Consider the following 22,233-nt stretch of genomic DNA (forward strand, 5'->3'; position numbering starts at 1 on the left):
CGGGATCGCACCGGCACTAGGGTCGGAACGTGCGCGTCGACATCCTCAGCAAGGAGTACCCGCCGGCCATCTACGGAGGCGCGGGTGTTCACGTGGCAGAGCTCGTCCGGGCGTTGCGCTCGCGTGGCGACATCGACGTGCAGGTGCGCTGCTTCGGCGCCCCCCGCGACGAGGAGGGCACGACGGCGTATGCCGACCTGACCGAGCTCGCCGACGGCAACGCGGCGATGCAGACCCTCGGCGTCGACGTCAGCATGGCCGGCGACTGCGTCGGCGCCGACCTCGTGCACTCGCACACGTGGTACGCCAACATGGCCGGACACCTCGCCTCGCTCCTCGGCGGGATGCCGCACGTCGTGACCGCGCACTCCCTCGAGCCGATGCGGCCGTGGAAGGCGGAGCAGCTCGGCGGCGGCTACCGCGTGTCGTCGTGGGCCGAGCGCACGGCGTACGAGTCCGCAGCTGCCGTCGTCGCGGTCAGTGCCGGTATGCGCGCGGACATCCTCAAGAGCTACCCCTCCCTCGATCCGGCGCGGGTTCACGTGGTGCACAACGGAATCGACTCCCAGCTGTGGTCTGCCGACCGCTCGGCCGAGGCCACCGAGATCGTCCGCCGCCACGGCGTCGACCCCGACAAGCGCTCTGTCGTCTTCGTCGGTCGCATCACCCGCCAGAAGGGGCTGCCGTACCTGCTGCGCGCGTGCGCGCAGCTGCCACCCGACGTCCAGCTCGTGCTCTGCGCCGGCGCCCCCGACACCCCGGAGATCCTCGCCGAGGTCGAGGGACTCATGAACGAGCTGCGCGCCCAGCGCGAGGGCGTCGTCTGGATCCCGGACATGCTGCCCCGCAACGAGGTCGTCGCGCTGCTGAGCCATGGCACGGTCTTCGCGTGCCCGTCGGTCTACGAGCCGCTCGGCATCGTCAACCTCGAGGCCATGGCGTGCGAGCTCGCCGTCGTCGCGACCGCAACGGGTGGCATCCCGGAGGTCGTCGTCGACGGTGAGACCGGGTGGCTCGTGCCGATCGAGCAGGTCCAGGACGGCACGGGGACGCCCGTCGACCCCGACCGTTTCGTGGCCGACCTCGCCGGAGCGCTGACCGAGGCGGTGTCCGACGTCGACCGCGCCCACGCCTTCGGTCGCGCCGGTCGCTCGCGGGCCGTCGACTCGTTCTCGTGGGCCTCCATCGGCGACCGCACGCTCGAGGTCTACCGGGCGGTCCTCGGCCGCTGAGGTCCCGGCTCGGGCGCACCCCAAGGAGATCCGGTCAGCCGAGGAGGCGTCCGGTGAGCGAGTAGGGCACGCCGACGACGTCGGCGGGGCCGCCGAGGATCCTGCCGAGCAGGTCGGTGGGCTCCGGGTAGTCGGGCCCGAGCGCCGCGAGGTACGCCTGGTGGGCCGACAGCGACGCGACGGCGGCGTCGACGTGGTCCGAGACGTCGACGTAGTGCGTCGGCTCGGGATCCATGACGACGAGCACCTGCGCCACCTTCCACGGTTCGTGGCCCTCGTCGACGAGGTCGGCGAAGATCCACCGGTTGCCGGCATCGGACCTGGCGTCGACGACGGCGAGGCCCACCGCGCGGTGGTCGGCCTGGTTGACGGAACCGCGCGGGAAGCGGTCGGCATACGTCATCGTGACGACCAGGTCAGGTCTGCGGATCCGGATCTCGCGTGCGATGGCGCGACGCAGCGCAACGCCGAACTCGACGACACCGTCGGCAAATCCGTCGAGGAACTCCACGACGTCGACCCCCACCCGGGCGGCGCCGGCCCGCTCCTCCTGCTCGCGCAGCGGCCCGGCCTCCGCCGGCGGCATGGTGTCGATGCCGGCCTCCCCGCGTGTCACGAGCAGGTACGTCACGGCCTTGCCCGACCGCACCCACTTCTCGACTGCAGCGGCCGTGCCGTACTCGAGGTCGTCTGGGTGCGCGACGACACAGAGGACGGTCTCGAAGGTGCTCTCGTCCAGTGCTTCCAGCCCGGGGCGCTCCGTCATGGACCAAATCTAGGGTTGCTTGGCGATCTCTCGGGGGGATGTGACCATGGAGGACATGCTGACCATCGAGCTCGCCCGCCGGCTCTCCGACGCGGGACTGCGCTGGGAGCCCGTCTCCGGGGACCGTTTCGTCGTGCCCGTGAGCGGCATGGAGAACGACGTCTTCGTCATCAGTGAGATCACCGTCGACGTGCACCACTTCACGACCGGCGACGTCATCGGCTTCAACGGCACGACCGAGTGGGCCCTCGACAGCGTCGAGCAGGACAAGGTCGTGTGGCTGCCGCGCGAGGACCAGCTGCGCGACCTGCTCGGCGAGTCGTTCGTGTCGCTCGAACAGCTCGAGGGTGGGTATGCCGTGTCGGCCCGAAGGCGTGACGGCGCGGTCGAGCGCCACGCCGACATCGACGCCGAACGCGCCTACGCGCGTGCGCTGCTCGCACGTCTCGAGACGTCCGCCCCCGAGGGCGAGCAGACTGCCTGAGTCACGCCGGACGCCAGCCCGCGATCGACATGACCGCGACGTTCGTCGCGTCGGCGAGGGCCACGTCCGCGTCGGCTGCCAGGTCGCGCAGGAGCCGTGTGCGGGTGGCCGTGGTCCCGGCGTCGAGCCCTCCCGACCCGAGGGAGGTACGGGTGGCGTTGCGGTGGGCGACGCGGGAGAGGTTGGCCGCCAGCGACATCAGGCGCAACGCGCGGCCGGACGTGGCCGGTGGGATGCCCCACAGGCCGGTGTCGAGGTCGGCCTGCGCCTCGGCGCGTGCCTCGTGGCCCCACGGGTGTCCCCCGACCGCGTCGAAGCGCTCGGTGTGCTCGCGCAGGCGCGTCATGAGCTCGCGCTCGATCTCGCGCAGGTCGAGCATCTCCATCCGGTGCCGCGGCATCGGATCCGCCTCGTAGGCGGCCCAGTCCGCGCGCACGCCGACGTCGCCCTCGGGTCCGAACTCCGTGAGCGTCGGGACGAGGATCCCCCCGATGCCGGCCACGAAGACGCACTCACCGGCGTCGGCGGCCGCAGCGGTGGCAGCGGCCGAGCCACGCGGCATACGACTGAGGTCTCCCGGACGGGGGAGGGCCACGAAGAGCGCTCGCTCCCCGAGGTCACGCCAGACGTCCAGTCGGGCGAGGTCGCCGGCCACGTGGTCGAGGTCGGGAAAGGCGCGTCCCAGGGCATCGGTCGTCCCGAGGTCGCCGCGCCACGATGCGGTGATCCACAGCGCCAGGCGCACGGACGCGGGCAGCTCGGACACCACGCCATCCTAGGGTGCGCCGCGTCGGCGCCCCGGTGGTGCTTGCCATAGGGTCGAGCCATGAGCGACGTCCTCGCCTTCGCCGGAGTCACCGTTCGACGCGGTGCCTCGACGCTGCTCGACGACGTCACGTGGGAGGTCGAGGAGGGGGAGCGCTGGGTCGTGCTGGGCGCCAACGGTGCCGGCAAGACGACGCTGCTGCAGATTGCCGCCGCGCGCATGCACCCGTCCTCCGGGGTCGCGGGAGTCCTCGGGGAGGTCCTGGGAGCCGTCGACGTCTTCGAGCTGCGTCCCCGCATCGGCCTGGCGAGCTCGTCGATGGCCGAGCGGATCCCCGCCGGCGAGCTCGTCGGCAACGTCGTCGTCACCGCCTCGTACGGCATCATCGGCCGGTGGCGTGAGACCTACGACCACGTCGACTACGTCCGCGCCATGGAGCTGCTCAAGACGCTCGGCGCCGACCATCTGGCCGACCGTCCCTACGGGACCCTGAGCGAGGGTGAGCGCAAGCGCGTCCAGATCGCGCGTGCCCTGATGACCGACCCTGAGCTCATGCTCCTCGACGAGCCCGCCGCCGGGCTCGACCTCGGTGGCCGGGAGGATCTCGTGCGCCGGCTCGGCGAGCTCGCCGCCGATACGGAGGCCCCGGCCATGGTGCTCGTCACGCACCACGTCGAGGAGATCCCCCCGTCGTTCACCGACGTCCTCATGATCCGCAACGGGCGGGTCGTGGCCGCCGGCCCCATCCCCGTCACGTTGACGGCCGAGAACCTCAGCGCGACGTTCGGGCTCCCGCTCGTGCTCGAGCAGCACGGCGAACGCTGGTCGGCACGAGCCGAGTCCTGATCGCAACCTGTCCCAGTTGCCCGATCCGTAGGTCGGTGGAGGGAACTGAGGCAGAATCGAGAACGTCACTGGAGTGACGCACGGGACGTCGGCGTCCGTCGCCGGCTCGGATGAAGGCAGGGTGGCTACGTGGTCGAGGGACACGCGTGGATGGTCTGGGTGGCGGTGGCCCTCGTGCTGGTGGCCATCGAGACGGTCACCGCCGACTTCACGTTCCTCATGCTCGCCGGCGGCGCCGTCGGCGCCTCCATCGCGGCGGCCTTCGGGGCCCCTCCCGTCGTCCAGGCGATCGTCGCGGGCCTCGTCGCCGTCGCCCTCCTCGCGATCGTGCGTCCGTGGCTCAAGAAGCGCATCCAGGCCAGCAGCCCACCCCAGCTCATGGGAGCTGCCGCCCACGTCGGCCGTTCGGCCGTCGCCATCGACCGGGTCAACCCGGCCGGGGGCCAGGTCAAGCTCGCGGGCCAGACGTGGTCTGCGCGCACGCTCGGGGACGACATCGAGCCCGGCGAGGAGGTCGTCGTCGACTCCATCGACGGCGCCACCGCCATCGTGAGCCGCGCACGCGTCGTGGGGAGCTGAGCCCCTCACCGGCGCCACTGCTCAACCGACACCACCGAACGAACGAGCGGGTCGATCGGCCCGCTCGCACCAACCGTGCCTCCTCGGGGGAGCACGGACCACACAGGGAGAAGGTCGAGAAGGTCGTGGACCCGGTTTACATCATTCCGATACTCATCGTCGTCGTTGCGTTCGTCATCGTGCTGCGCACCGTGCGCATCGTGCCGCAGCAGACGGCACAGATCGTCGAGCGTCTCGGCGGCTACAACAAGACGTTGACCGCGGGGATCCACTTCCTCATCCCGTTCGTCGACAAGGTGCGCGCCAACATCGACCTCCGGGAGCAGGTCGTCACCTTCCCGCCGCAGCCCGTCATCACGAGCGACAACCTCGTCGTCAACATCGACACGGTCATCTACTACTCGGTCACCGACGCCAAGGCCGCGGTCTACGAGATCGCCAACTTCATCCAGGGCATCGAGCAGCTGACCGTCACCACCTTGCGCAACGTCATCGGTTCGCTCGACCTCGAGCAGGCCCTGACGAGCCGCGACCAGATCAACGGCCAGCTGCGCGGCGTGCTGGACGAGGCCACCGGCAACTGGGGCATCCGCGTCAACCGTGTCGAGCTCAAGGCCATCGACCCGCCGCACTCCGTCCAGGAGACGATGGAGAAGCAGATGCGTGCCGAGCGCGACCGTCGTGCCGCCATCCTCACCGCCGAGGGCTTCAAGCAGTCCGCCATCCTCACGGCCGAGGGTGAGAAGCAGAGCCAGATCCTGCGGGCCGAGGGTTCAGCCCAGGCCCGCATCCTCGAGGCCCAGGGCCAGGCCCGCGCCATCCAGCAGGTGTTCGCGGCTATCCACCGTGGGAAGCCGACCCAGAAGCTGCTCGCCTACCAGTACCTCCAGGTGCTGCCGCAGCTCGCCCGCGGCGACTCCAACAAGATGTGGATCATCCCGTCCGAGCTGACCGACGCTCTCAAGGGCATCGGCAACGCGCTGGGTGGCGGCGAGCAGGGCCCGATGGACGCCGGCGACGAGCAGTGGATCGACACCGGAGACGCCGACGACAACGCGTTTGCCGAGACGGTTCTCGAGGACCCGGCCAAGGCCCTCGCCGAGGCCCGGGGCGAGGCGGCTGCACTCAGTGCACAGTCGACGGAGCACTCCAACCCAGCGGGTCTTGCACAGCCGTTCATTCCGCCGGCCGGTGTGGAGCTGCCTCCGCCCCCGGCAGCTGCTCCTCCTGTGTCCGCCCCCGCGGTGGGTCCCGTCGATCCTTCGGCTGACCTCGCCGGGGGGCTGTCCGGGACGATGCCCGGGACGACGCCCGACGCCCCGCCGGAGCCTCCGGTCCAGCCCTGACGGACACCGTCCGACGACACCCGGTCACCCTCTGTAGGGTGACCGGGTGTCGTTCTGGTCCGCCGTCGCCATCGCGCTGGCCGGGACCGGGGCCGGCGTCATCAACACCATCGTCGGCTCGGGCACGCTCATCACCTTCCCGACCCTGCTCTTCTTCGGCATCAACCCGCTCGTCGCGAACGTGTCGAACAACATCGGTCTCGTCGCCGGCGGCGTGACCGGTGCCTGGGGCTACCGTCACGAGCTCGGCGGACAGGGGCGCACCCTGCGCCGTCTCATGCCGATGTCGTTCCTCGGCTCGGTGGTCGGAGCGGGTCTGCTGCTCGTCCTGCCGGCGGCGGCCTTCCGGGCCATCGTGCCGGTCCTCATCCTCATCGCGCTGGTCCTCGTCGTCGCCGGTCCGCGCATCCAGGCCCACGTGCACGCCGGCGGTGAGGGGGCGCGCACGCCTCGCTGGCACACTCCGGCCATGGCCGCCGGGGTCTTCCTGGCCGGGGTCTACGGCGGCTACTTCGGCGCTGCCCAGGGAGTGCTGCTCATGGGCCTGCTCAGTGCCCTGAGCCTCGAGCCGCTCCAGCGTCTCAACGGCTACAAGAACGTCCTGTCGCTCGTCGTGAACTTCGTGGCCGCAACGGTGTTCGTCCTCTTCGCGCGCGAGCACATCGACTGGCTCGTCGTCGTCCTCATCGGGGTCGGTGCCTTCGTCGGCGGGATGATCGGTGCGCGGGTCGGGCGCCGCATCCCGCCGAACGTGCTCCGGGGGCTCATCATCGTCATCGGCCTCGTGGCCATCGTCAAGCTCGTCTGGTTCCCCTGACCGTCGGCGCGGGCGTGGGCTCGACCCCACGATGTCGGGCGAGCGGCGCGCCAGCACTAGCCTGACGGCGTGCCGATCGAGATCTCCGACCCCACCGACCCGCGCCTGGCCGACTACGTGTCGCTCACCGACGTCGTGCTGCGCCGACGGACCGAGCCCGAGCGCGGGCTCTACATCGCCGAGAGCCAGAAGGTCATCCGTCGGGCGCTCCGGGCCGGGCACCGGCCCCGGTCCTACCTCATGGCGCGGCGGTGGCTCGAGGACCTCGCCGACATCGTCGCCGACGCCGAGGCGGACGGCATCCCGGTCTACTTCGGGGACCACGACGTCATCGAGCAGCTGACCGGCTTCCACCTGCACCGGGGCGCGCTCGCCGCCATGCAGCGACCGCCGCTTCCGAGCGTGGAGTCGCTTCTCACCGACGCGCGGCGGGTCATCGTCCTCGAGGACGTCGTCGACCACACGAACGTCGGCGCGATCTTCCGGTCGGCCGCCGCGCTCGGCGTCGACGCGGTCCTCATCACTCCGCGCTGCGCGGACCCGCTCTACCGCAGGTCGATCCGCGTCTCCATGGGCACGGTCTTCCAGGTCCCTTGGACCCGGATCGACCCGTGGCCGCAGGGGATGGGCCTGCTGCACGACGCCGGGCTGACCGTCGCCGCCATGGCGCTCTCCGACGACTCGGTGTCGCTCGACGACCTCGAGACGGAGCCGCCGGAGCGGCTTGCCCTCGTCGTCGGCACCGAGGGCGACGGCCTGTCGCACCGGACGGTGGCCGAGGCCGACCTCACGCTGCGGATCCCGATGGCGGGCGGTGTCGACTCGCTCAACGTCGCCGCGGCCAGCGCCGTCGCGATGTGGGCCCTGCGCCCTCGGGGCTGACGGGGTCGAGTCCGACGGGATCGAGTCGGACGTCGGCAGGTCAGGCGTGCGCGGGCCGGACGAGCCGGTCGAGGAGGCGTTCGAGCTCCACTGCGGGGTCGTCGCAGAGGCCCCCGTGGACCGGTCCCGGCTGCACCACGGTCGAGCGTGGCGCGATGATCCACCCGAATCGCTGACCGGCCTTGTCGAGGGTCGGCAGCCCGCGTCCCGTCTCGCCGCGGCACACCGCGCGCACGCGTTCGAGCATCGCCCGCACCCCGTCGAGGTCGCACGTCGGTGACAGGGCGGCCGCGCGACGCTCGTCGAGCTCCCATGCGGCGTCGAGGAACCCGGCGTCCTGTGAGTAGAGCACGACGCCGACGTTGATGAACTCCTCGCGGTCGACCCGGGGGACGAGCCGGAGCAGGACGTACTGGTACGCGTTCACGCCGCGACTCCCGTGGGCACCCACGTCAGTGGTCCCTCGAGACGGGCGCGGAGCATGAGGGCGTATGCCGCCCGCACCGCTGGAGCGTCAGCCAGGTCGGCCGTGGGCTCGATCCACTCGTCGGGCACGTCGGCGATGACCGCCTCCAGGGCCTCCGGGGTGAGCCGGGCAGCGAGCTCGTCGTGGCGCCGACCGACCTCGCCGGCGACGTCGCGCAGGACGTGGCGGCTCGCGTCGAAGGGCTGTGCGGCGAAGCGCTCGGGGGAGGGCGCCCTGCTCGGCCACGAGTGGTGGAAGTAGAGCGCGGCGCCGTGGTCGATCGCCCAGGTGCGGCCGTGCCAGACGAGCAGGTTGGGGTTGGACCACGTGCGGTCGACGTTGGCGGTCAGCGCGTCGAGCCAGATGATCCGCTCCGCGAGGTCGGCGTCCGGTGGGCGTGACCCGTCGTAGCCGAGCGAGCCGGGCAGGAAGTCGACGCCGAGGTTGGTCCCCACGGACGCCGTGAGGAGGTCCTGGACCTCCTCGTCGGCCTCGTACTTCGCGATGCGCGGGTCCAGGCGGACGACGGCGAGATCGGGCACGGGCACGTCGAGCAGCCGGGCGATCCCGGCCACGAGCACCTCGGCCACGAGGACCTTGAGCCCCTGTCCGGCGCCGCGGAACTTCAGGACGTACGTCCCGTCGTCGTCGGCCTCGACGAGGCCGGGCAGCGACCCACCCTCCTTGAGCGGCGTCACGTAGCGGGTGGCGGTCAGCTCCGGAAGCACGCCGTCAGCCTAGTGGCCGGGCGTGGTCGAGCTGGGTGGCCCGCGACCAGGCCCGTCCGAGCAGCAGTGCCATGGCGCCGTAGAGGCAACCGAACGCGACGAGGGGCCACCAGGCGAGCCCGCTCTCGGGCAGCACGAAGGCGCCGAGCGCAGCGGCCGCAACCATCCCCGCGTTGTAGACCACGTCGTACGCCGAGAAGGCCCGGCCGAGCAGGTGGTCGTCGACGTGGGCCTGCATGAGCGAGTCGACGGTGATCTTGACGCACTGCGACGTGAACGAGACGGCGAACGAGACGGCGATGATGCTCCACGGCATGAGGAAGGGGCCCAGCACCGCGCAGACGGCGCCGCCGATCGCGAGCATCCGGGCGGCATACGGCACGGCGGTCAGGCGCGGCGCGAGCCACGGCGTGACGAAGGCGGCAGAGGCGAAACCGACGGCGGAGGCGCCTGCGGCGATGCTGAAGCCGAGGGCGCCGTGACCAGCCTCGAAGGGCCCGCGGAAGAGCAGGAGGGTCTGCAGCAGCAGGAATCCGAAGGGGATCCGGGTGAGGAAGACGAGGACGAGCAGCAGCCAGGCGCGACGTGGCAGGGTCTGGACCGCCTCGACGAGTCCGGTCACGACCGAGCGGGCGATCTGCCCGACCGAGGGGGCCCCGCTCGCGTCGTCGGGGCCGATGAACGGCAGGCGTGTGGCGACCCACGCGGCAGCGAGCACGCCCACGGCACCCAGGAGCACGTCCAGCACGTCGCTACCGCCGAGGGCCACCACTCCGGTGCCGACCGCGCCACCGAGCAGATAGGCCAGCGAGCCGCACGTCGGGGCCACGGAGTTGGCGCTGACGAGCAGGTCGCGGGTGACGACGTGGGGCATGGCCGAGGAGAGACCGGCGAGGATGAAGCGGTTGACGGAGAAGACGAGCAGGACGAGGCCGAAGAACGCCGGGCCGGAGTCCGACGTGGTGACGAGCGCCGCGACGCCGAGCATGGCCCCGGCCCGGATGAGCTGGCTCACGACGATGACCCGACGACGCGGCCAGCGGTCGAGCAGGACGCCGACGAAGGGGCCGAGGGCGCTGTAGGGGAGCAGGACGACGGCGAAGGCGATCGCGATGCCCCGGGCGTCGGCGGCCTTCTCGGGATTGAAGAGGATGTGGCTCGCGAGCGCGACCTGGAAGACGCCGTCGCTGAAGGATGAGGTGACCCGGCTGAGGAAGAGACGCCGGAATCCGCGGACGCGCAACAGGGTCCACAGTGCGCGCAGGAAGGTCACGCGGCACAGCGTACGGTCCGGCGCGTCGGAGCCGGGGCAGGGCGGCGCGTCCGCGCGTCAGCACGCACCCACGTCGGCGCCGACCGGTCAGCGGGCCAGGCGGCCGATGAGGGCCGCGGCGCAGACGATGCCGGCGACGGCGCTGCCCACAAGGACGCCGAAGTCGACCCAGTAGCTCGTTGGGGTGCCGAGGAGGAGGCCGCGCAGGGCCGACACCTCGTAGGTCAGTGGGTTGACGTGGCTGATGACCTGGAGCCAGCCGGGCATCATCTCGATCGGGTAGAGCGCGTTGGAGGCGAAGAAGAGAGGCATGGTGATGGCCTGCCCGATGCCCATGAGGCGGTCGCGCTTGAGGGCGACCCCGGCGATGCTGAGGGACAGGCACGAGAAGAACGCGGCTCCGAGCATGACGACGACCACCACCCCGAGCAACCGGACCGGGTTCCACGTCATCGCCACGCCCATGACTGCGGCCACGACGACGACGATGACGGCCTGCGCCACGGACCGGACCCCGGCCGCGAAGGCCTTGCCGGCAACGAGCGCCGCACGCGGGGTCGGGGTCACGAGCAGCTTGGTCAGCACGCCCGCGTCGCGCTCCCAGATGATCTGGATGCCGTAGAAGATGGCGATGAAGAGGGCCGACTGCGCGATGACCCCCGGGGCGAGGAAGTCGAGGTAGGGGATGCCGCCCGTGGGGATCGCCCGGATCTGGCTGAAGGTCGTGCCGAAGATGACGAGCCAGAGGATCGGCTGGATCGCACGCGTCACGAGCTCGCTGCGGTCGTGGCGCAGCTTCTGCAGCTCCACGAGACAGAACGTGCTGATGCGCGAGGTGAGCAGCCCCACCCCCGTCCGGCTCTGCCGGTCAGCCCAGACGGCGGGCGGTTCGACGAGTCGCTCGGACACCGCGCAACCCTCCCTTCTCACCCTCCACGTCGTCGAGGGCCTCTCCGGTGTGGTGACGGAACACGTCCTCGAGGCTCGCGCCGGCTCCGGCGGCTGCCTTGAGCTCCTCAGGGGATCCGATGGCGCGCAGGGCGCCCCGGTGCAGGAGTGCCACCCGGTCGCACAGCGCGTCGGCCTCCTCCATGTAGTGCGTCGTGAGCAGCACGGTCATGCCGTGGTCACGTTGCATCTGCGCGACTCGCAGCCACACGCTGTCGCGCGCCACAGGGTCGAGCCCGACCGTCGGCTCGTCGAGGACGAGCAGCGCCGGCCGGTTGACGAGGGCCTGCGCCAGTTCCAGCCGGCGCACCATGCCACCCGAGTAGGTGGACGCCAGGCGTCGCTCGTCCTCCCGGAGGTCGACCATGTCGAGGACCTCGTCGACGCGCGCCGCGCGTTCGCGTCGTGGCACGTCGAAGAGACGGGCGAACCACTCGACGTTCTCGCGGCCGGTGAGGGCGCCCTCGATCGAGAGCTGCTGCGGCACGTAGCCCAGGAGACGACGCACGAGCATCGCGTCGGTGCGCACCGACCGGCCGAAGATCCTCACGTCGCCTAACTGCAGGGGCAGCAGCGTGTTGAGGAGGCGGATCGTCGTCGTCTTGCCGGCCCCGTTGGGCCCCAGCAGGCCGAAGCACTCACCCGGCTCGACCGCCAACGTCAGGTCGTCGACCGCGACGTGGGTGCCGAAGCTGTAGCTGAGGTCCCGGATGTCGATGGCGGCGGTCACGGACGGCCACCGGACGGAACGGGCGACGCGGGGGCCGCAGAGCTCTCCGGCAGGTCGGCGGCGATCCGGGCGATCGTGGCCAAGGCCTCGGACAGACGGGCACGCTCACCGGCAGGCAGTCGCGCCAGTACCGTCGCCGTCGCCTGGGTCCGCCGGTCGCGCCACCGCTCGAGGCCCTCGCGAGCGAAGGGCGTGAGGTCGAGGCGGGCCACCCTGCGGTCGGTCGCATCGCGCTCGCGGACGAGCACGCCGAGGGGGAGCAGCTGGCTCACGAGGGTCGAGACGGTGTTGGCAGCGAGCCCGAGCAGCTGGGCCGCCTCGGTCACCGTGATGCCCGGGTTGCGCCGCACGACGCGCAGCAGCTCGTGCTGGGCGCCCGAGAGCGCGAGCTCCGGCAGGGGAGCGCCCACGAGTCGTCGTGACCGGCGCCGCAGCAGCCCGATCGCGTCGTAGAGCTCGTCGGCCAGGCCGGCCACGTTCTCGTCGCTCACCATCGAAGATTACGTCTGTCGCAGAGGAGCGGCCAAGGGCCTGGGCAGCACCCGCCGACGCGGTCCGTGTGACGGCCGGGAGACGAGAAGACCCCCGGGTCCTGACCTGCAGGAACCCGGGGGTCTCATGGTGTCGAGGGGGGGACTTGAACCCCCACGCCCGTTAAGGGCACTAGCACCTCAAGCTAGCGCGTCTGCCATTCCGCCACCCCGACGAGGTGATGCAAGGGGCTCGTGGGATTCCCTTGCGGCGAGGCGAAACGTTACACGGGGCCCGACCAAAAGACCAAACGGGTGGGCGCGAGCGCCAGAAGGACGCGGCATACGCTGATCGGCATGAGCCACGACGACGCCGCGCGCACCGGGACACCCACACCGACAGCCGAGGCGGAGGTGGCGCGGATCTGTGCCGAGCTCATCCGGATCGACTCGTCGAACTACGGTGATGGGTCGGGCCCGGGGGAGCGCAAGGCCGCCGAGTACGTCATGGGTGAGCTCGCCGAGGTCGGCCTCGACGGCACCCTGCTCGAGAGCGAGCCCGGCCGCGCCACCGTCGTCGTCCGCCTCGAGGGCGAGGACTCCTCGCGGCCCGGCCTCGCGGTGCACGGCCACCTCGACGTCGTGCCGGCCAACGCCGCCGACTGGCAGGTCGACCCCTTCGCCGCCGAGGAGCGCGACGGCTGCATCTGGGGCCGCGGGGCGGTCGACATGAAGGACATGGACGCCATGATCCTCGCGAACATCCGGCACTTCGCTCGCACCGGGACCAAACCTGCACGCGACACGACCTTCGTCTTCTTCGCCGACGAGGAGGCCGGCGGCACCCACGGCAGCCACTGGCTCGTCGACCACCACCCCCAGTGGTTCGACGGGGTCACCGAGGCGATCAGCGAGGTCGGCGGCTACAGCGTCACCATGCCGACCCAGCAGGGCGAGAAGCGCGCCTACCTGCTCCAGACGGCCGAGAAGGGCCTCGCCTGGTTGCGCCTGCGGGCGCACGGCCGCGCCGGCCACGGCTCCGTGCCCAACGACGACAACGCCATCGTCCGGCTCGCCGCCGCGATCGGCCGCATCGCCGCCCACGAGTGGCCGCGCGAGTACATCGCCTCGGTCCGCGAGCTGCTCGACACGCTGAGCACGATGACCGGCCTGTCGTCGGCCGACGGCGACCTCGAGCCCCTGCTCGCGACCCTCGGCGGCGCCCAGGGCTTCGTGCGCGGCACCCTGCGCGACACGGCCAACGTCACGATGCTCGAGTCGGGCTACAAGCACAACGTCATCCCGCAGACCGCGTCGGCAGCGGTCGACTGCCGCTTCCTGCCCGGCCACGAGGACGCCTTGATGGCCACGATCCGCGAGCTCGCCGGGGAGCACGTCGAGGTGGAGGTCGTGCACCGGGACGTCGCCATCGAAGCCCCCTTCTCCGGCGACCTCGTCGAGTCCATGAAGCAGGCGCTGCTCCGCGAGGACCCCGAGGCGGCCGTGCTGCCCTACTGCCTCTCCGGCGGCACCGACAACAAGGCGTTGAGCCGGCTCGGCATCAGCGGCTACGGCTTCGCGCCGCTGCGGCTGCCCGCCGACCTGGACTTCGCGCCGATGTTCCACGGCATCGACGAGCGCGTGCCCGTCGACTCGCTGCGTTTCGGGGCGCGTGTCCTCGGCGACTTCCTGCGCACCTGCTGAGGTCGGGACGACAGGGTCAGGCTGTGCGCTGCACGCGCATGATCTTGCGTCGCAGCCACATCCGCCGCACGCCGCCCTCGTAGATCACCGTGCGCGAGAGCTCCCAACGGCCGTACTCCGCATGCTCACGGACCGCCTGCCGCGCCTGGGCCTTCGACGTGTGGCGGTCGAACGTGAGGACCCGGTACTCGTAATCCGTCATCGCCATCCATTCTGACACCAACCGTGACCCCACCGAGACCGTATGCGTGGCGTGGCGGACAGGTGCCCGCGATACCGTCGCTGGGTCATTCGACCGCAGACCCGGGACCGAGCGCGACCCCGTGCGGCGCGGCGCAACAGCGGAACCGCCCGGAACCGTCCGGCGTCAACGGCCCAGGAGGTCAACACACATGAAGTGGAACACCCGCCGCATCGCGGCAGCAGTCATCGTTCTCCCTGCCGTTCTCGGCGTCGCTGCCTGCGGCAAGAGCGAGAGCCCGGCCCCCGCGGCGGGGCAGACGCAGGCCAGCTCGGCTGCCGCGACGAGCGACGCTCCGGCCGCCGGTCAGCCGTACAAGGACAAGGCGTCCTTCGTCGCCGCCATGAAGGAGGCCGGCAAGAACGCCACGACCGCGCACGTGAACATGACGATGGATGCCGCCGGCCAGAAGATCGCTATCTCCGGCGACACGAAGGTCGACCCGGGCAACCCGGCCATGAAGATGTCGATGGACATGGGGTCGTCGATGAAGGTCGACATGATCCTCGTCGACAAGAAGGTCTACATGAAGGGCTTCCCCGGCCTGCCCGCGGGCAAGTGGGCAGTCATCGACAGCAGCTCGACCATCGGCAAGCAGCTGTCGCAGTCGCTCGACCAGGCCGACCCGACGAAGATGTACGACCAGTTCGGGGCGGCCGTGACCGACGTGAAGTACGTCGGCGAGGACACCGTCGACGGTGACAAGACGTGGAAGTACGACCTGACGCTCGACACCAAGGCCATGCAGGCCCAGCTGCCCACCGACGCCAAGACGCAGCTGCCCAGCACCATCGCGTACACCGCCTGGCTCGACGAGAAGAACCAGCTGCGGAAGGTCACCTTCGACCTGTCGGGCGTCAAGGCCGACATGACGATGAGCAAGTACGGCGAGCCGGTCGACGTCACCGCCCCGCCGGCGGCCGACACGGTCAAGGCGCCCATGTGACGCCGCGCGCCGCCGTCGGGTGAACGGCCCGACAATCGCGCGTGAACGGTCCCGCAGCGAGCACGGCTCGCTGCGGGACCGCCGTGTTTCCAGCCGATCCGGGCACGGATTCGGTTCTCTCGCCTGCGGGGGTCCACTACGGTCGAAGCATGACTGTCGACCCCCGCGCCGCCCTCGAGCAGCTGATCGCCGCCCTCGAACGCCACCTCGAGGCCGCGAACGCGAGCCGAGACCCCGACCACCCCAGGGTGATGGCCGCGGCGCAGGACCTGGCCGAGGCCTTCGACGACTACGACGAGGCCCTCTACGAGGCGACCGAGGTCGCCACGCCCCTCGCCATCTACGGCGACGACTTCGACGGTCACGAGGACGAGGACGGCACCGAGAACCGCGTCTACGCCGGCCTCGACTCGGACGACTACGACGAGGAGGAGGACGACGACGAGGACGACGACGATGACGACGACGAGGACGACGACGATGACGATGACGACGACTACGCGGACGACGAGGAAGACGACCTCGACGAGGAAGACGACCTCGACGACGTCGATGACATCGACGACGTCGGTGCGGTTGGCGTGACGGGCAGGACCGAGGGCAGGAGCTCCCGCGCCTGACGCGGGGCCGCGCCGGCTAGGCCGAGACGTCGTCCAGCGCAGCCACGATCTCCGAGGGCAGCGTGAGCTCGAGGCTCGCGAGCGCGGACCGCAGCTGTGCCGGCGTCCGCGCGCCGACGATGGGCGCGGCGACCCCAGGACGGTCACGCACCCAGGCCAGCGCCACCTCGGCCGGCTTGGCCGCCAGGCCTCGCGCAGCCATCGCGACCGCATCGGCCACGCGGGCCGTCTGCTCGTCGAGGAACCGCTCGGCGAAGCCCGGGAAGTCGGTGGACGCGGCCCGGGACCCCGACGGGATGCCGTGGCGGTACTTGCCCGTGAGGACGCCCCGTCCCAGCGGAGACCAGGGCAGCAGGCCGAAGCCGAGCGACGTCGCAGCGGGTGTGACCTCGTGCTCGGGCGTGCGGCATACCAAGGAGTACTCGATCTCGTTGGCCACCATGGGGATTCGCGCTGACTCGAGCACGCTGAAGGCGCGCGCGGACTGCCATCCGGTGTAGTTGGAGACGCCGACGTAGCGTGCGCGACCCGAGGCCGCAGCCCACTCGAGGGCCGACAGGGTCTCCGACAGCGGCACGTCGTCGGACCACGTGTGCACGAGCCAGAGGTCCACGTGGTCGGTGCCGAGACGGCGCAGCGACGTCTCGAGCTGGGACATGAGCCCTCGGCGCGACACGTCGACGCGGCGCTGGCCACCGGAGCGGGAGATGCCCGCCTTGGTGCAGATGACGACATCGTCGCGGGGCACCGTGCCGTCGAGAAGCCCGCCGAGGATGGTCTCGGCGTCGCCGCCGCCGTAGCCGTATGCCGTGTCGACGAGGTTCCCGCCGGCCTCGACGAACGCACGCAGGTGGTCACCTGCCTCGTGACGGTCGACGGCGTTGCCCCACAGCATGGTGCCGAGGGCCAGGGGGGTGACCGAGAGACCGGACGAGCCGAGACGCCTGCGCATGTCCCGAACGGTAGTGGGCGACACCGCACCCCGAGCGAGCGGCACGACGTGGGCGACGCCGATAGCCTGCCCAGCATGAGGATCGGTGTGAATCTCGGGTACTGGGGCCGCGGCACGACGGGCCACGACCAGGTCGCGATCGCCCAGGCGGCCGACCGGCTCGGCTACGACAGCGTCTGGGTGGCAGAGGCGTACGGCTCGGACAGCCCGTCGATGCTCGCCTGGATCGGGGCCCTGACGGAGCACGTCGCTCTCGGGTCCGCGGTCATGCAGATCCCGGGGCGCACCCCGGCGATGACGGCGATGACCGCGGCGACGATCGACACGATGTCAGGGGGTCGGTTCCGGCTCGGTCTCGGGGTCTCGGGTCCGCAGGTGAGCGAGGGGTGGCACGGCGTGCCGTTCCGCAGTCCGCTCGGCCGCACGCGGGACTACGTCGAGATCGTGCGGGCGGCCTTGCGCCGCGACACGGTCACCCACGCCGGGCCGCACTACCCGTTGCCGCTGCCCGGCGGTCCGGGCAAGCCGCTGAAGCTCTCCGCCCGGCCCGTGCGCCCGGACCTGCCCGTCTACCTCGCCGCGGTGGGTCCGAGGAACCTCGAGCTGACCGGGGAGATCGCCGACGGCTGGCTCGCGATCTTCTTCAGCCCCGAGCACGCCGGCGACCTGCTCGCGACGCTCGAGACCGGTCGGCGCCGGGGTGGCCGGGGTCCGGTCGACGCGCCGATGACGGGTTTCGACGTCGTGGCGACCACGCCCGTCGTGCTCGTCGACGACGTCGAGGAGGCGGCCGCCCACGTGCGTGACTACTGCGCCCTCTACATCGGCGGCATGGGCTCGCGCGAGCAGAACTTCTACAACCAGCTCGCGTGCCGGATGGGCTTCGAGGAGGATGCCGCGCGGATCCAGGACCTCTACCTCGCGGGCCTCCACCGGGAGGCCGCGGCGGCCGTGCCCCTGGAGTTCATCGACGAGACGGCCCTGCTCGGCTCGCCGGAGCGGGTGGCCCGACGACTCGGCCGCTACGAGGAGGCCGGCGTCACCACGCTCGCCGTCGCCGTCGGCGGGGGCATGACGCGCCAGCAGGCCGTGGCCAGCCTTGAGGTCGTGGCCGGGATCGCGGGACTCGAGACCCCCAGCCGCCGTTCAGGTGACGTCGCCCCGGACGTTCACTAGGACGTCGCCCACGCGCCTCTTTGACGGTCGCGGCTCCCAGCCCACGTTGCAGGTAGGGTGCGACATTGTGCCCCGCGGCCGATGACCCCGAGCGGGTCAGCGGCCCCCGTCCCGTCCCTCCTGCGCAGAAGGCCCACCTGACCCATGGCTGACCTCAGCTACCTCGACGCCGTCATCCTCGGCGTCGTCGAAGGCCTCACCGAGTACCTCCCGGTCTCCTCGACCGGACACCTGACCATCACCGAGAAGCTGCTCGGCCTCGAGGTGAACGACCCGGCCGTGACGGCCTACACCGCCGTCATCCAGCTCGGCGCCATCGCTGCGACGCTGCTCTACTTCTTCCGCGACATCATCCGCTTCGCCGTCGCGTGGTTCCGGGGGCTGGGCTCGGCCGCCGCTCGCACGGACCCCGACTACGGCCTCGCGTGGGCCGTCGTCATCGGTTCGATCCCGGTCGGCATCGTCGGCTTCCTCGCTCGTGACCTCATCTCGGGCCCGCTGCGCAGCCTCTGGGTCGTGGCCGTCGCCCTGCTGGTCTGGAGCGTCGCCATGGTGGTGGCGGAGCGCATCTACGCGCGCTACGAGGCTCGCGGGACCCTGCGTGATGAGCACTCGGTGCGGCCGGTCGACGGGCTCGTCATCGGTCTCGTGCAGTGCCTGTCCCTCATCCCTGGCGTCTCCCGCTCGGGTGCGACGATCTCCGCCGGCATCGCCCGCGGCATCGACCGGGTGACGGCGACACGCCTCAGCTTCTTCCTCGCGATCCCCGCCCTCACCGCCGCCGGCCTGTTCCAGGCCGTCCAGGAGAGGCACGGGCTGTCCGCCCTCGGCGTGGGGCCCGTCCTCGTCGGCGTCGTGGTGGCCTTTGTCGTGGCCTACGCCACGATCGCCTGGCTGCTGCGCTTCGTCGCGAACCACACCCTGCTGCCGTTCGTCTGGTACCGCGTCGCCCTGGGCCTCGTGCTGGTCGGTGTGCTCGCGGGCGGGGTCATCAGCGCGACCTGACGACGCCTCTCTGCCGCGAACGGCCGGTCCCACCTCGGTGGGAGCTGGCCGTTCGTCGCCTCGCTACAGCCAGCCCGAGCGCTTGAAGGCCCGGTAGAGACCCAGACAGGCGCCGGCCATGACGGCGAGGGCGACGAAGTAGCCGTAGTAGAACTCGCCGCCGCCGACGTGGAAGCTCACCTCGAGCTCCGGGATGTGCTGGAAGTTCATCCCGTAGATGCCGGCGATCATCGTGGGCACGGCCGCGATCGCGACCCACGCGGAGATGAGGCGCATGTCCTCGTTCTGCTTGACGGACACGCTGGCGAGGTGCGCCGACAGGACGTCGGTCAGGAGCCGGTCGTAGGACTCGACGTGGTCGTTGACGAGGCGCAGGTGGTCGGCGACGTCGCGGAAGAAGGGAAGCAGCACGTCGGACACTCCGTGTCGGCGGGCGGGGTCCATGAAGTGGGTCAGGGTGTCGGCGAGCGGCTGGCTGGCCCGCCGGAACTCGAGGACCTCGCGCTTGAGCCGGTAGATCGTGTTGGCGTCGCCGCCGGTGGCCGAGGCGAAGACCTGCTCCTCGATCTGCTCGAGGTCCTGACGCACCTCCCGGTCGACGACGGTGTAGTTGTCGACGACGGAGTCCATCACGGCGTGCAGCACCGTCATCGACCCATGGCGGAGGCGTTCCGGTGCGGCCTCGAGCCGCTGGCGCACCCCGGCCAGCGGGTTGCCCTCGCCGTGCCGCACCGTGACGACGAAGCGGTCACCGATGAAGAGCATGACCTCACCGGTCTCGATGTCGCTCGTCGCCTCGACGTAGCGCAGGGTCTTGAGCACGACGAACACCGACGACTCGTACTTCTCGATCTTGGCTCGTTGGTGGCCGAGGACGGCGTCCTCGACGGCCAGGGGGTGCAGGTGCAGCTCCTCGTTGACGAGTTCGAACTCCTCGTCGGTCGGGTCCTTGAGGCCGATCCAGAGGAAGCCGTCCTGGGTGAGGCGCAGCACGTCCAGCTCGTCGCTGAGGTCGCCGCACCCCTCTCGCCGTCCGTTGCGGTAGATGGCCTTGTCCACGATCACGTCCCCTACTTCACCACGTCCGCAGGTCGGTGGCGCGCACGTGAGGGCGTATGCCGGTGGTGGCGTCCGGCTCGCGGGCTAGGGTGACGACCGTGCCCACCGTCCTCTTCGTGCGCCACGGCCGATCCACCTCCAACACCGCCGGCACGCTGGCCGGCTGGATGCCCGGCGTCTTCCTCGACGAGACCGGCGAGGCGCAGGCCGCTGCCGTCGGACAGCGGCTGGCCGCAGCCGTCCTGCCCGTCGTCGAGATCGTCAGCTCACCTCTGGACCGCTGCGTGCAGACGGCGGACCTGCTGGCCGCGCCGCTGCCGAACCAAGTCGCCCGCAGCGTCCACGCAGGGCTGGGCGAGTGCCGCTACGGCGCCTGGACCGGGCGTCCCATCTCGGAGCTCGCCAGGGAGGAGCTCTGGAAGGTCGTGCAGGACCGACCGAGCGAGGCGCGCTTCCCGGACTCCGCGGCATACCCCGGCGAGTCCATGGTGGAGATGCAAGACCGGGCGCTGCGCGCCGTCCGCGAGACCGACGCGCGCATCCTCGAGACGCACGGCAACGACGCGGTGTGGGTCGCGGTGTCGCACGGCGACGTCATCAAGTCCATCCTGTCGCACGCCACGGGCGCGCACCTCGACGACTTCCAGCGGATCAACGTCGACCCGGCGTCGGTGAGCGTCGTGCGCTACACGAGCCGCAAGCCGTTCGTGCTGCGGCTCAACGACGTCGGGGGAGACCTCACGGGCCTGCGGCCACCCCAGAAGCAGGCGGCCGAGGACGGTGACGCCGTGGTGGGCGGCGGCGCCGGCGCGGTCGGTGGCGTCGGATAGGGTCGAACGCATGACGGTCCAGGACTTCGATCCCGCTGACCGGTTCGTCGCCGGGACGGTCGGCCCCGCCGGCCAGCGAGCCTTCTACCTGCAGGCGAGTACCGGACCGCTGGTCGTGACCATCGGTGTCGAGAAGCAGCAGGTCTCGATCCTCGCCGACCGCATCAACGATGTGCTCGACCAGCTCGCACCCGCCACGGCGGCCGAGCCGGGCGAGCCCGGCGGCGTGCCCGAGGACACCGACCCGTTGCAGACGCCGTTCGACGAGGACTGGCGCGTGCAGACCCTGTCCCTGGCGTGGGACGAGGACGCGCAGAAGGTCGTCATCGAGTGCCACGACCACGACCCCGACGAGGTCGACGAGGTCGCCGACGCCGCCGACGACGAGGTGGGACCTCTGGGGCGCAACTCGCTCCGCGTCACCCTGACGCCCGCGCAGGCCCGAGCCTTCGCGCGGCGCAGCAACGCGCTGGTCGCCGCCGGCCGGCCGCCGTGCCCGTTCTGCGGCAACCCGCTCGACCCCACGGGCCACATCTGCCCGCGGGCCAATGGCTACAAGCGCTGACCTGACGCCGTCGCCGGTCGACCTGACCGGCGAGATCGAGGTTCTGGGACGGATCGCCGACTCCTCGAACCTCGCGGTCCTGGCACGCGTGTCGACGCTGCCCGGCGGCCATGTCATCTACAAGCCCATCCGCGGCGAGCGGCCCCTCTGGGACTTCCCCGAAGGCACCCTCGCCGGCCGCGAGGTGGCGGCCCAGGTGGTCTCCGAGCTCGGCGGCTGGGACGTCGTCCCCCCGACGGTGATGCGCGACGGCCCCCTCGGTCCCGGGTCGGTGCAGCTGTGGATCGGCGATCCTTTCGAGTCCGTCGCCGACGACGTCGTCGTCGACCTCGTGCCGGAGGGGCGCACACCCGAGGGTTGGTCTGCCGTCCTCGACGGCGAGACGCCGGGCGGGTCAGCCGTCACCGTCGTGCACTCGCGTGCCGATGACGTGCGGTCGCTGGCGGTGCTCGACGCGGCGCTCAACAACTCGGACCGGAAGGGCTCGCACTGCCTCCGGGACGCAGACGGCCGTCTCTGGGCCATCGACCACGGCGTGACCTTCTCGCCGACGCCGAAGCTGCGCACGGTGCTGTGGGGCTGGGCGGGTGAACCGATCGTGGACGCCGACCTCGCGCGCCTCGAGCGCCTTCGGCGTGCCCTCGAGGCCAGCGACGTGCGCGACCGCCTGCTCGTGCTGCTGCCGGTGGCCGATGTCGACGCCCTCCTGCTGCGGGTGGCGCGCCTCATCGACCGCGGGGTGCACCCGTCCCCCAGGCGCGACTGGCCGTCGGTGCCGTGGCCGCCACTCTGAGTCGGTCCG

Annotated in this window: 26 protein-coding genes and 1 tRNA gene; 15 read left to right on the top strand and 12 right to left on the bottom strand. The window is 71.1% G+C overall.

Annotation, left to right across the window (positions count from 1 at the left end):
- Positions 1 to 29 precede the first annotated feature (29 nt).
- Positions 30 to 1,232, top strand: a complete 1,203-nt coding sequence (glgA, locus tag AB4030_RS12190; RefSeq protein WP_442279487.1) for a glycogen synthase — start codon at positions 30 to 32, stop codon at positions 1,230 to 1,232.
- A 34-nt stretch (positions 1,233 to 1,266) separates the two neighbouring features.
- Here glgA and AB4030_RS12195 read toward each other — a convergent pair whose 3' ends face one another.
- A complete protein-coding gene (locus tag AB4030_RS12195; protein ID WP_442279488.1) occupies positions 1,267 to 1,998 on the bottom strand; it encodes a PIG-L deacetylase family protein in 732 nt (243 codons plus the stop codon).
- Between the two features lie 46 nt (positions 1,999 to 2,044).
- Between AB4030_RS12195 and AB4030_RS12200 the strand changes: the two genes are divergently transcribed.
- Complete coding sequence (locus AB4030_RS12200) at positions 2,045 to 2,482, top strand: pilus assembly protein CpaE (RefSeq protein ID WP_442279489.1); 438 nt, start codon at positions 2,045 to 2,047, stop codon at positions 2,480 to 2,482.
- A 1-nt stretch (position 2,483) separates the two neighbouring features.
- Here the strand turns inward: AB4030_RS12200 and AB4030_RS12205 are convergent, their stop codons facing one another.
- Positions 2,484 to 3,248 carry a hypothetical protein gene (locus AB4030_RS12205; RefSeq protein WP_442279490.1) on the bottom strand — a complete coding sequence of 255 codons (765 nt, stop codon included), beginning with the start codon at positions 3,246 to 3,248 and terminating at the stop codon, positions 2,484 to 2,486.
- Positions 3,249 to 3,308: 60 nt separating this feature from the next.
- On the opposite strand from AB4030_RS12205, the gene AB4030_RS12210 reads away from it, so the two are divergent.
- From AB4030_RS12210 to AB4030_RS12230, 5 genes are all read left to right on the top strand, one after another.
- Entirely contained in the window at positions 3,309 to 4,094 is a 786-nt protein-coding gene (locus AB4030_RS12210) for an ABC transporter ATP-binding protein (protein ID WP_442279491.1), read from the top strand.
- A gap of 129 nt (positions 4,095 to 4,223) precedes the next feature.
- Complete coding sequence (locus tag AB4030_RS12215; protein WP_442279492.1) at positions 4,224 to 4,673, top strand: NfeD family protein; 450 nt, start codon at positions 4,224 to 4,226, stop codon at positions 4,671 to 4,673.
- A gap of 125 nt (positions 4,674 to 4,798) precedes the next feature.
- Positions 4,799 to 6,019 carry an SPFH domain-containing protein gene (locus AB4030_RS12220; RefSeq protein WP_442279493.1) on the top strand — a complete coding sequence of 407 codons (1,221 nt, stop codon included), beginning with the start codon at positions 4,799 to 4,801 and terminating at the stop codon, positions 6,017 to 6,019.
- 46 nt (positions 6,020 to 6,065) lie between these two features.
- Positions 6,066 to 6,836 carry a sulfite exporter TauE/SafE family protein gene (locus tag AB4030_RS12225; RefSeq protein WP_442279494.1) on the top strand — a complete coding sequence of 257 codons (771 nt, stop codon included), beginning with the start codon at positions 6,066 to 6,068 and terminating at the stop codon, positions 6,834 to 6,836.
- Between the two features lie 69 nt (positions 6,837 to 6,905).
- On the top strand, positions 6,906 to 7,718 hold the full coding sequence (locus AB4030_RS12230) for a TrmH family RNA methyltransferase (RefSeq protein WP_442279495.1): 813 nt from the start codon (positions 6,906 to 6,908) through the stop codon (positions 7,716 to 7,718).
- 40 nt (positions 7,719 to 7,758) lie between these two features.
- Here AB4030_RS12230 and AB4030_RS12235 read toward each other — a convergent pair whose 3' ends face one another.
- The 7 genes from AB4030_RS12235 to AB4030_RS12265 all read right to left on the bottom strand — a co-directional run bounded on the left by AB4030_RS12235 (position 7,759) and on the right by AB4030_RS12265 (position 12,569).
- Positions 7,759 to 8,145 carry a DUF3037 domain-containing protein gene (locus tag AB4030_RS12235; RefSeq protein ID WP_442279496.1) on the bottom strand — a complete coding sequence of 129 codons (387 nt, stop codon included), beginning with the start codon at positions 8,143 to 8,145 and terminating at the stop codon, positions 7,759 to 7,761.
- Complete coding sequence (locus AB4030_RS12240) at positions 8,142 to 8,912, bottom strand: HipA family kinase (protein ID WP_442279497.1); 771 nt, start codon at positions 8,910 to 8,912, stop codon at positions 8,142 to 8,144. Before AB4030_RS12240 ends, AB4030_RS12235 begins: the two co-directional genes overlap by 4 nt.
- 4 nt (positions 8,913 to 8,916) lie before the next feature.
- On the bottom strand, positions 8,917 to 10,185 hold the full coding sequence (locus AB4030_RS12245) for an MFS transporter (protein ID WP_442279498.1): 1,269 nt from the start codon (positions 10,183 to 10,185) through the stop codon (positions 8,917 to 8,919).
- Between the two features lie 87 nt (positions 10,186 to 10,272).
- The gene (locus tag AB4030_RS12250) at positions 10,273 to 11,094 is read right to left on the bottom strand and encodes an ABC transporter permease (RefSeq protein WP_442279499.1); all 822 of its coding nucleotides are present in this window, start codon (positions 11,092 to 11,094) and stop codon (positions 10,273 to 10,275) included.
- Positions 11,054 to 11,863 carry an ABC transporter ATP-binding protein gene (locus tag AB4030_RS12255; RefSeq protein ID WP_442279500.1) on the bottom strand — a complete coding sequence of 270 codons (810 nt, stop codon included), beginning with the start codon at positions 11,861 to 11,863 and terminating at the stop codon, positions 11,054 to 11,056. Before AB4030_RS12255 ends, AB4030_RS12250 begins: the two co-directional genes overlap by 41 nt.
- Positions 11,860 to 12,357, bottom strand: a complete 498-nt coding sequence (locus AB4030_RS12260; RefSeq protein WP_442279501.1) for a MarR family winged helix-turn-helix transcriptional regulator — start codon at positions 12,355 to 12,357, stop codon at positions 11,860 to 11,862. Before AB4030_RS12260 ends, AB4030_RS12255 begins: the two co-directional genes overlap by 4 nt.
- Positions 12,358 to 12,482: 125 nt before the next feature.
- Positions 12,483 to 12,569: transfer RNA gene (locus tag AB4030_RS12265), tRNA-Leu, on the bottom strand.
- A gap of 121 nt (positions 12,570 to 12,690) precedes the next feature.
- Here AB4030_RS12265 and AB4030_RS12270 point away from each other — a divergent pair.
- Complete coding sequence (locus tag AB4030_RS12270; protein WP_442279502.1) at positions 12,691 to 14,037, top strand: M20/M25/M40 family metallo-hydrolase; 1,347 nt, start codon at positions 12,691 to 12,693, stop codon at positions 14,035 to 14,037.
- Between the two features lie 16 nt (positions 14,038 to 14,053).
- Here the strand turns inward: AB4030_RS12270 and AB4030_RS12275 are convergent, their stop codons facing one another.
- On the bottom strand, positions 14,054 to 14,239 hold the full coding sequence (locus tag AB4030_RS12275) for a DUF5703 family protein (protein WP_030146024.1): 186 nt from the start codon (positions 14,237 to 14,239) through the stop codon (positions 14,054 to 14,056).
- 190 nt (positions 14,240 to 14,429) lie between these two features.
- Here AB4030_RS12275 and AB4030_RS12280 point away from each other — a divergent pair, with 190 nt between their 5' ends.
- On the top strand, positions 14,430 to 15,224 hold the full coding sequence (locus tag AB4030_RS12280) for an LppX_LprAFG lipoprotein (protein WP_442279503.1): 795 nt from the start codon (positions 14,430 to 14,432) through the stop codon (positions 15,222 to 15,224).
- A 149-nt stretch (positions 15,225 to 15,373) separates the two neighbouring features.
- Positions 15,374 to 15,844 (top strand): hypothetical protein, encoded by a 471-nt coding sequence (locus AB4030_RS12285; protein WP_442279504.1) that lies wholly within the window; start codon positions 15,374 to 15,376, stop codon positions 15,842 to 15,844.
- 16 nt (positions 15,845 to 15,860) lie between these two features.
- Here AB4030_RS12285 and AB4030_RS12290 read toward each other — a convergent pair whose 3' ends face one another.
- Positions 15,861 to 16,796 carry an aldo/keto reductase gene (locus AB4030_RS12290; protein WP_442279505.1) on the bottom strand — a complete coding sequence of 312 codons (936 nt, stop codon included), beginning with the start codon at positions 16,794 to 16,796 and terminating at the stop codon, positions 15,861 to 15,863.
- Between the two features lie 75 nt (positions 16,797 to 16,871).
- Between AB4030_RS12290 and AB4030_RS12295 the strand changes: the two genes are divergently transcribed.
- Together AB4030_RS12295 and AB4030_RS12300 are read left to right on the top strand one after the other, a co-directional pair.
- Positions 16,872 to 17,972 (top strand): LLM class F420-dependent oxidoreductase, encoded by a 1,101-nt coding sequence (locus AB4030_RS12295; RefSeq protein WP_442279506.1) that lies wholly within the window; start codon positions 16,872 to 16,874, stop codon positions 17,970 to 17,972.
- A gap of 144 nt (positions 17,973 to 18,116) precedes the next feature.
- Positions 18,117 to 18,977 carry an undecaprenyl-diphosphate phosphatase gene (locus AB4030_RS12300; RefSeq protein ID WP_442279507.1) on the top strand — a complete coding sequence of 287 codons (861 nt, stop codon included), beginning with the start codon at positions 18,117 to 18,119 and terminating at the stop codon, positions 18,975 to 18,977.
- Between the two features lie 63 nt (positions 18,978 to 19,040).
- Here the strand turns inward: AB4030_RS12300 and corA are convergent, their stop codons facing one another.
- Positions 19,041 to 20,042: a magnesium/cobalt transporter CorA gene (corA, locus tag AB4030_RS12305; RefSeq protein WP_442279508.1), complete on the bottom strand. Its 1,002-nt coding sequence runs from the start codon at positions 20,040 to 20,042 to the stop codon at positions 19,041 to 19,043.
- Between the two features lie 92 nt (positions 20,043 to 20,134).
- Here corA and AB4030_RS12310 point away from each other — a divergent pair, with 92 nt between their 5' ends.
- The 3 genes from AB4030_RS12310 to AB4030_RS12320 are packed head-to-tail and all read left to right on the top strand — an operon-like array spanning position 20,135 to position 22,224.
- Positions 20,135 to 20,866, top strand: a complete 732-nt coding sequence (locus AB4030_RS12310) for an MSMEG_4193 family putative phosphomutase (protein WP_442279509.1) — start codon at positions 20,135 to 20,137, stop codon at positions 20,864 to 20,866.
- 10 nt (positions 20,867 to 20,876) lie between these two features.
- Complete coding sequence (locus AB4030_RS12315) at positions 20,877 to 21,431, top strand: DUF3090 domain-containing protein (protein ID WP_442279510.1); 555 nt, start codon at positions 20,877 to 20,879, stop codon at positions 21,429 to 21,431.
- Positions 21,415 to 22,224, top strand: coding sequence for an SCO1664 family protein (locus tag AB4030_RS12320; protein WP_442279511.1), 810 nt, complete (start codon positions 21,415 to 21,417; stop codon positions 22,222 to 22,224). Before AB4030_RS12315 ends, AB4030_RS12320 begins: the two co-directional genes overlap by 17 nt.
- Positions 22,225 to 22,233: the final 9 nt, after the last annotated feature.

This window comes from Terrabacter sp. 2YAF2 (assembly GCF_052114705.1).
Lineage (GTDB): Bacteria > Actinomycetota > Actinomycetes > Actinomycetales > Dermatophilaceae > Terrabacter.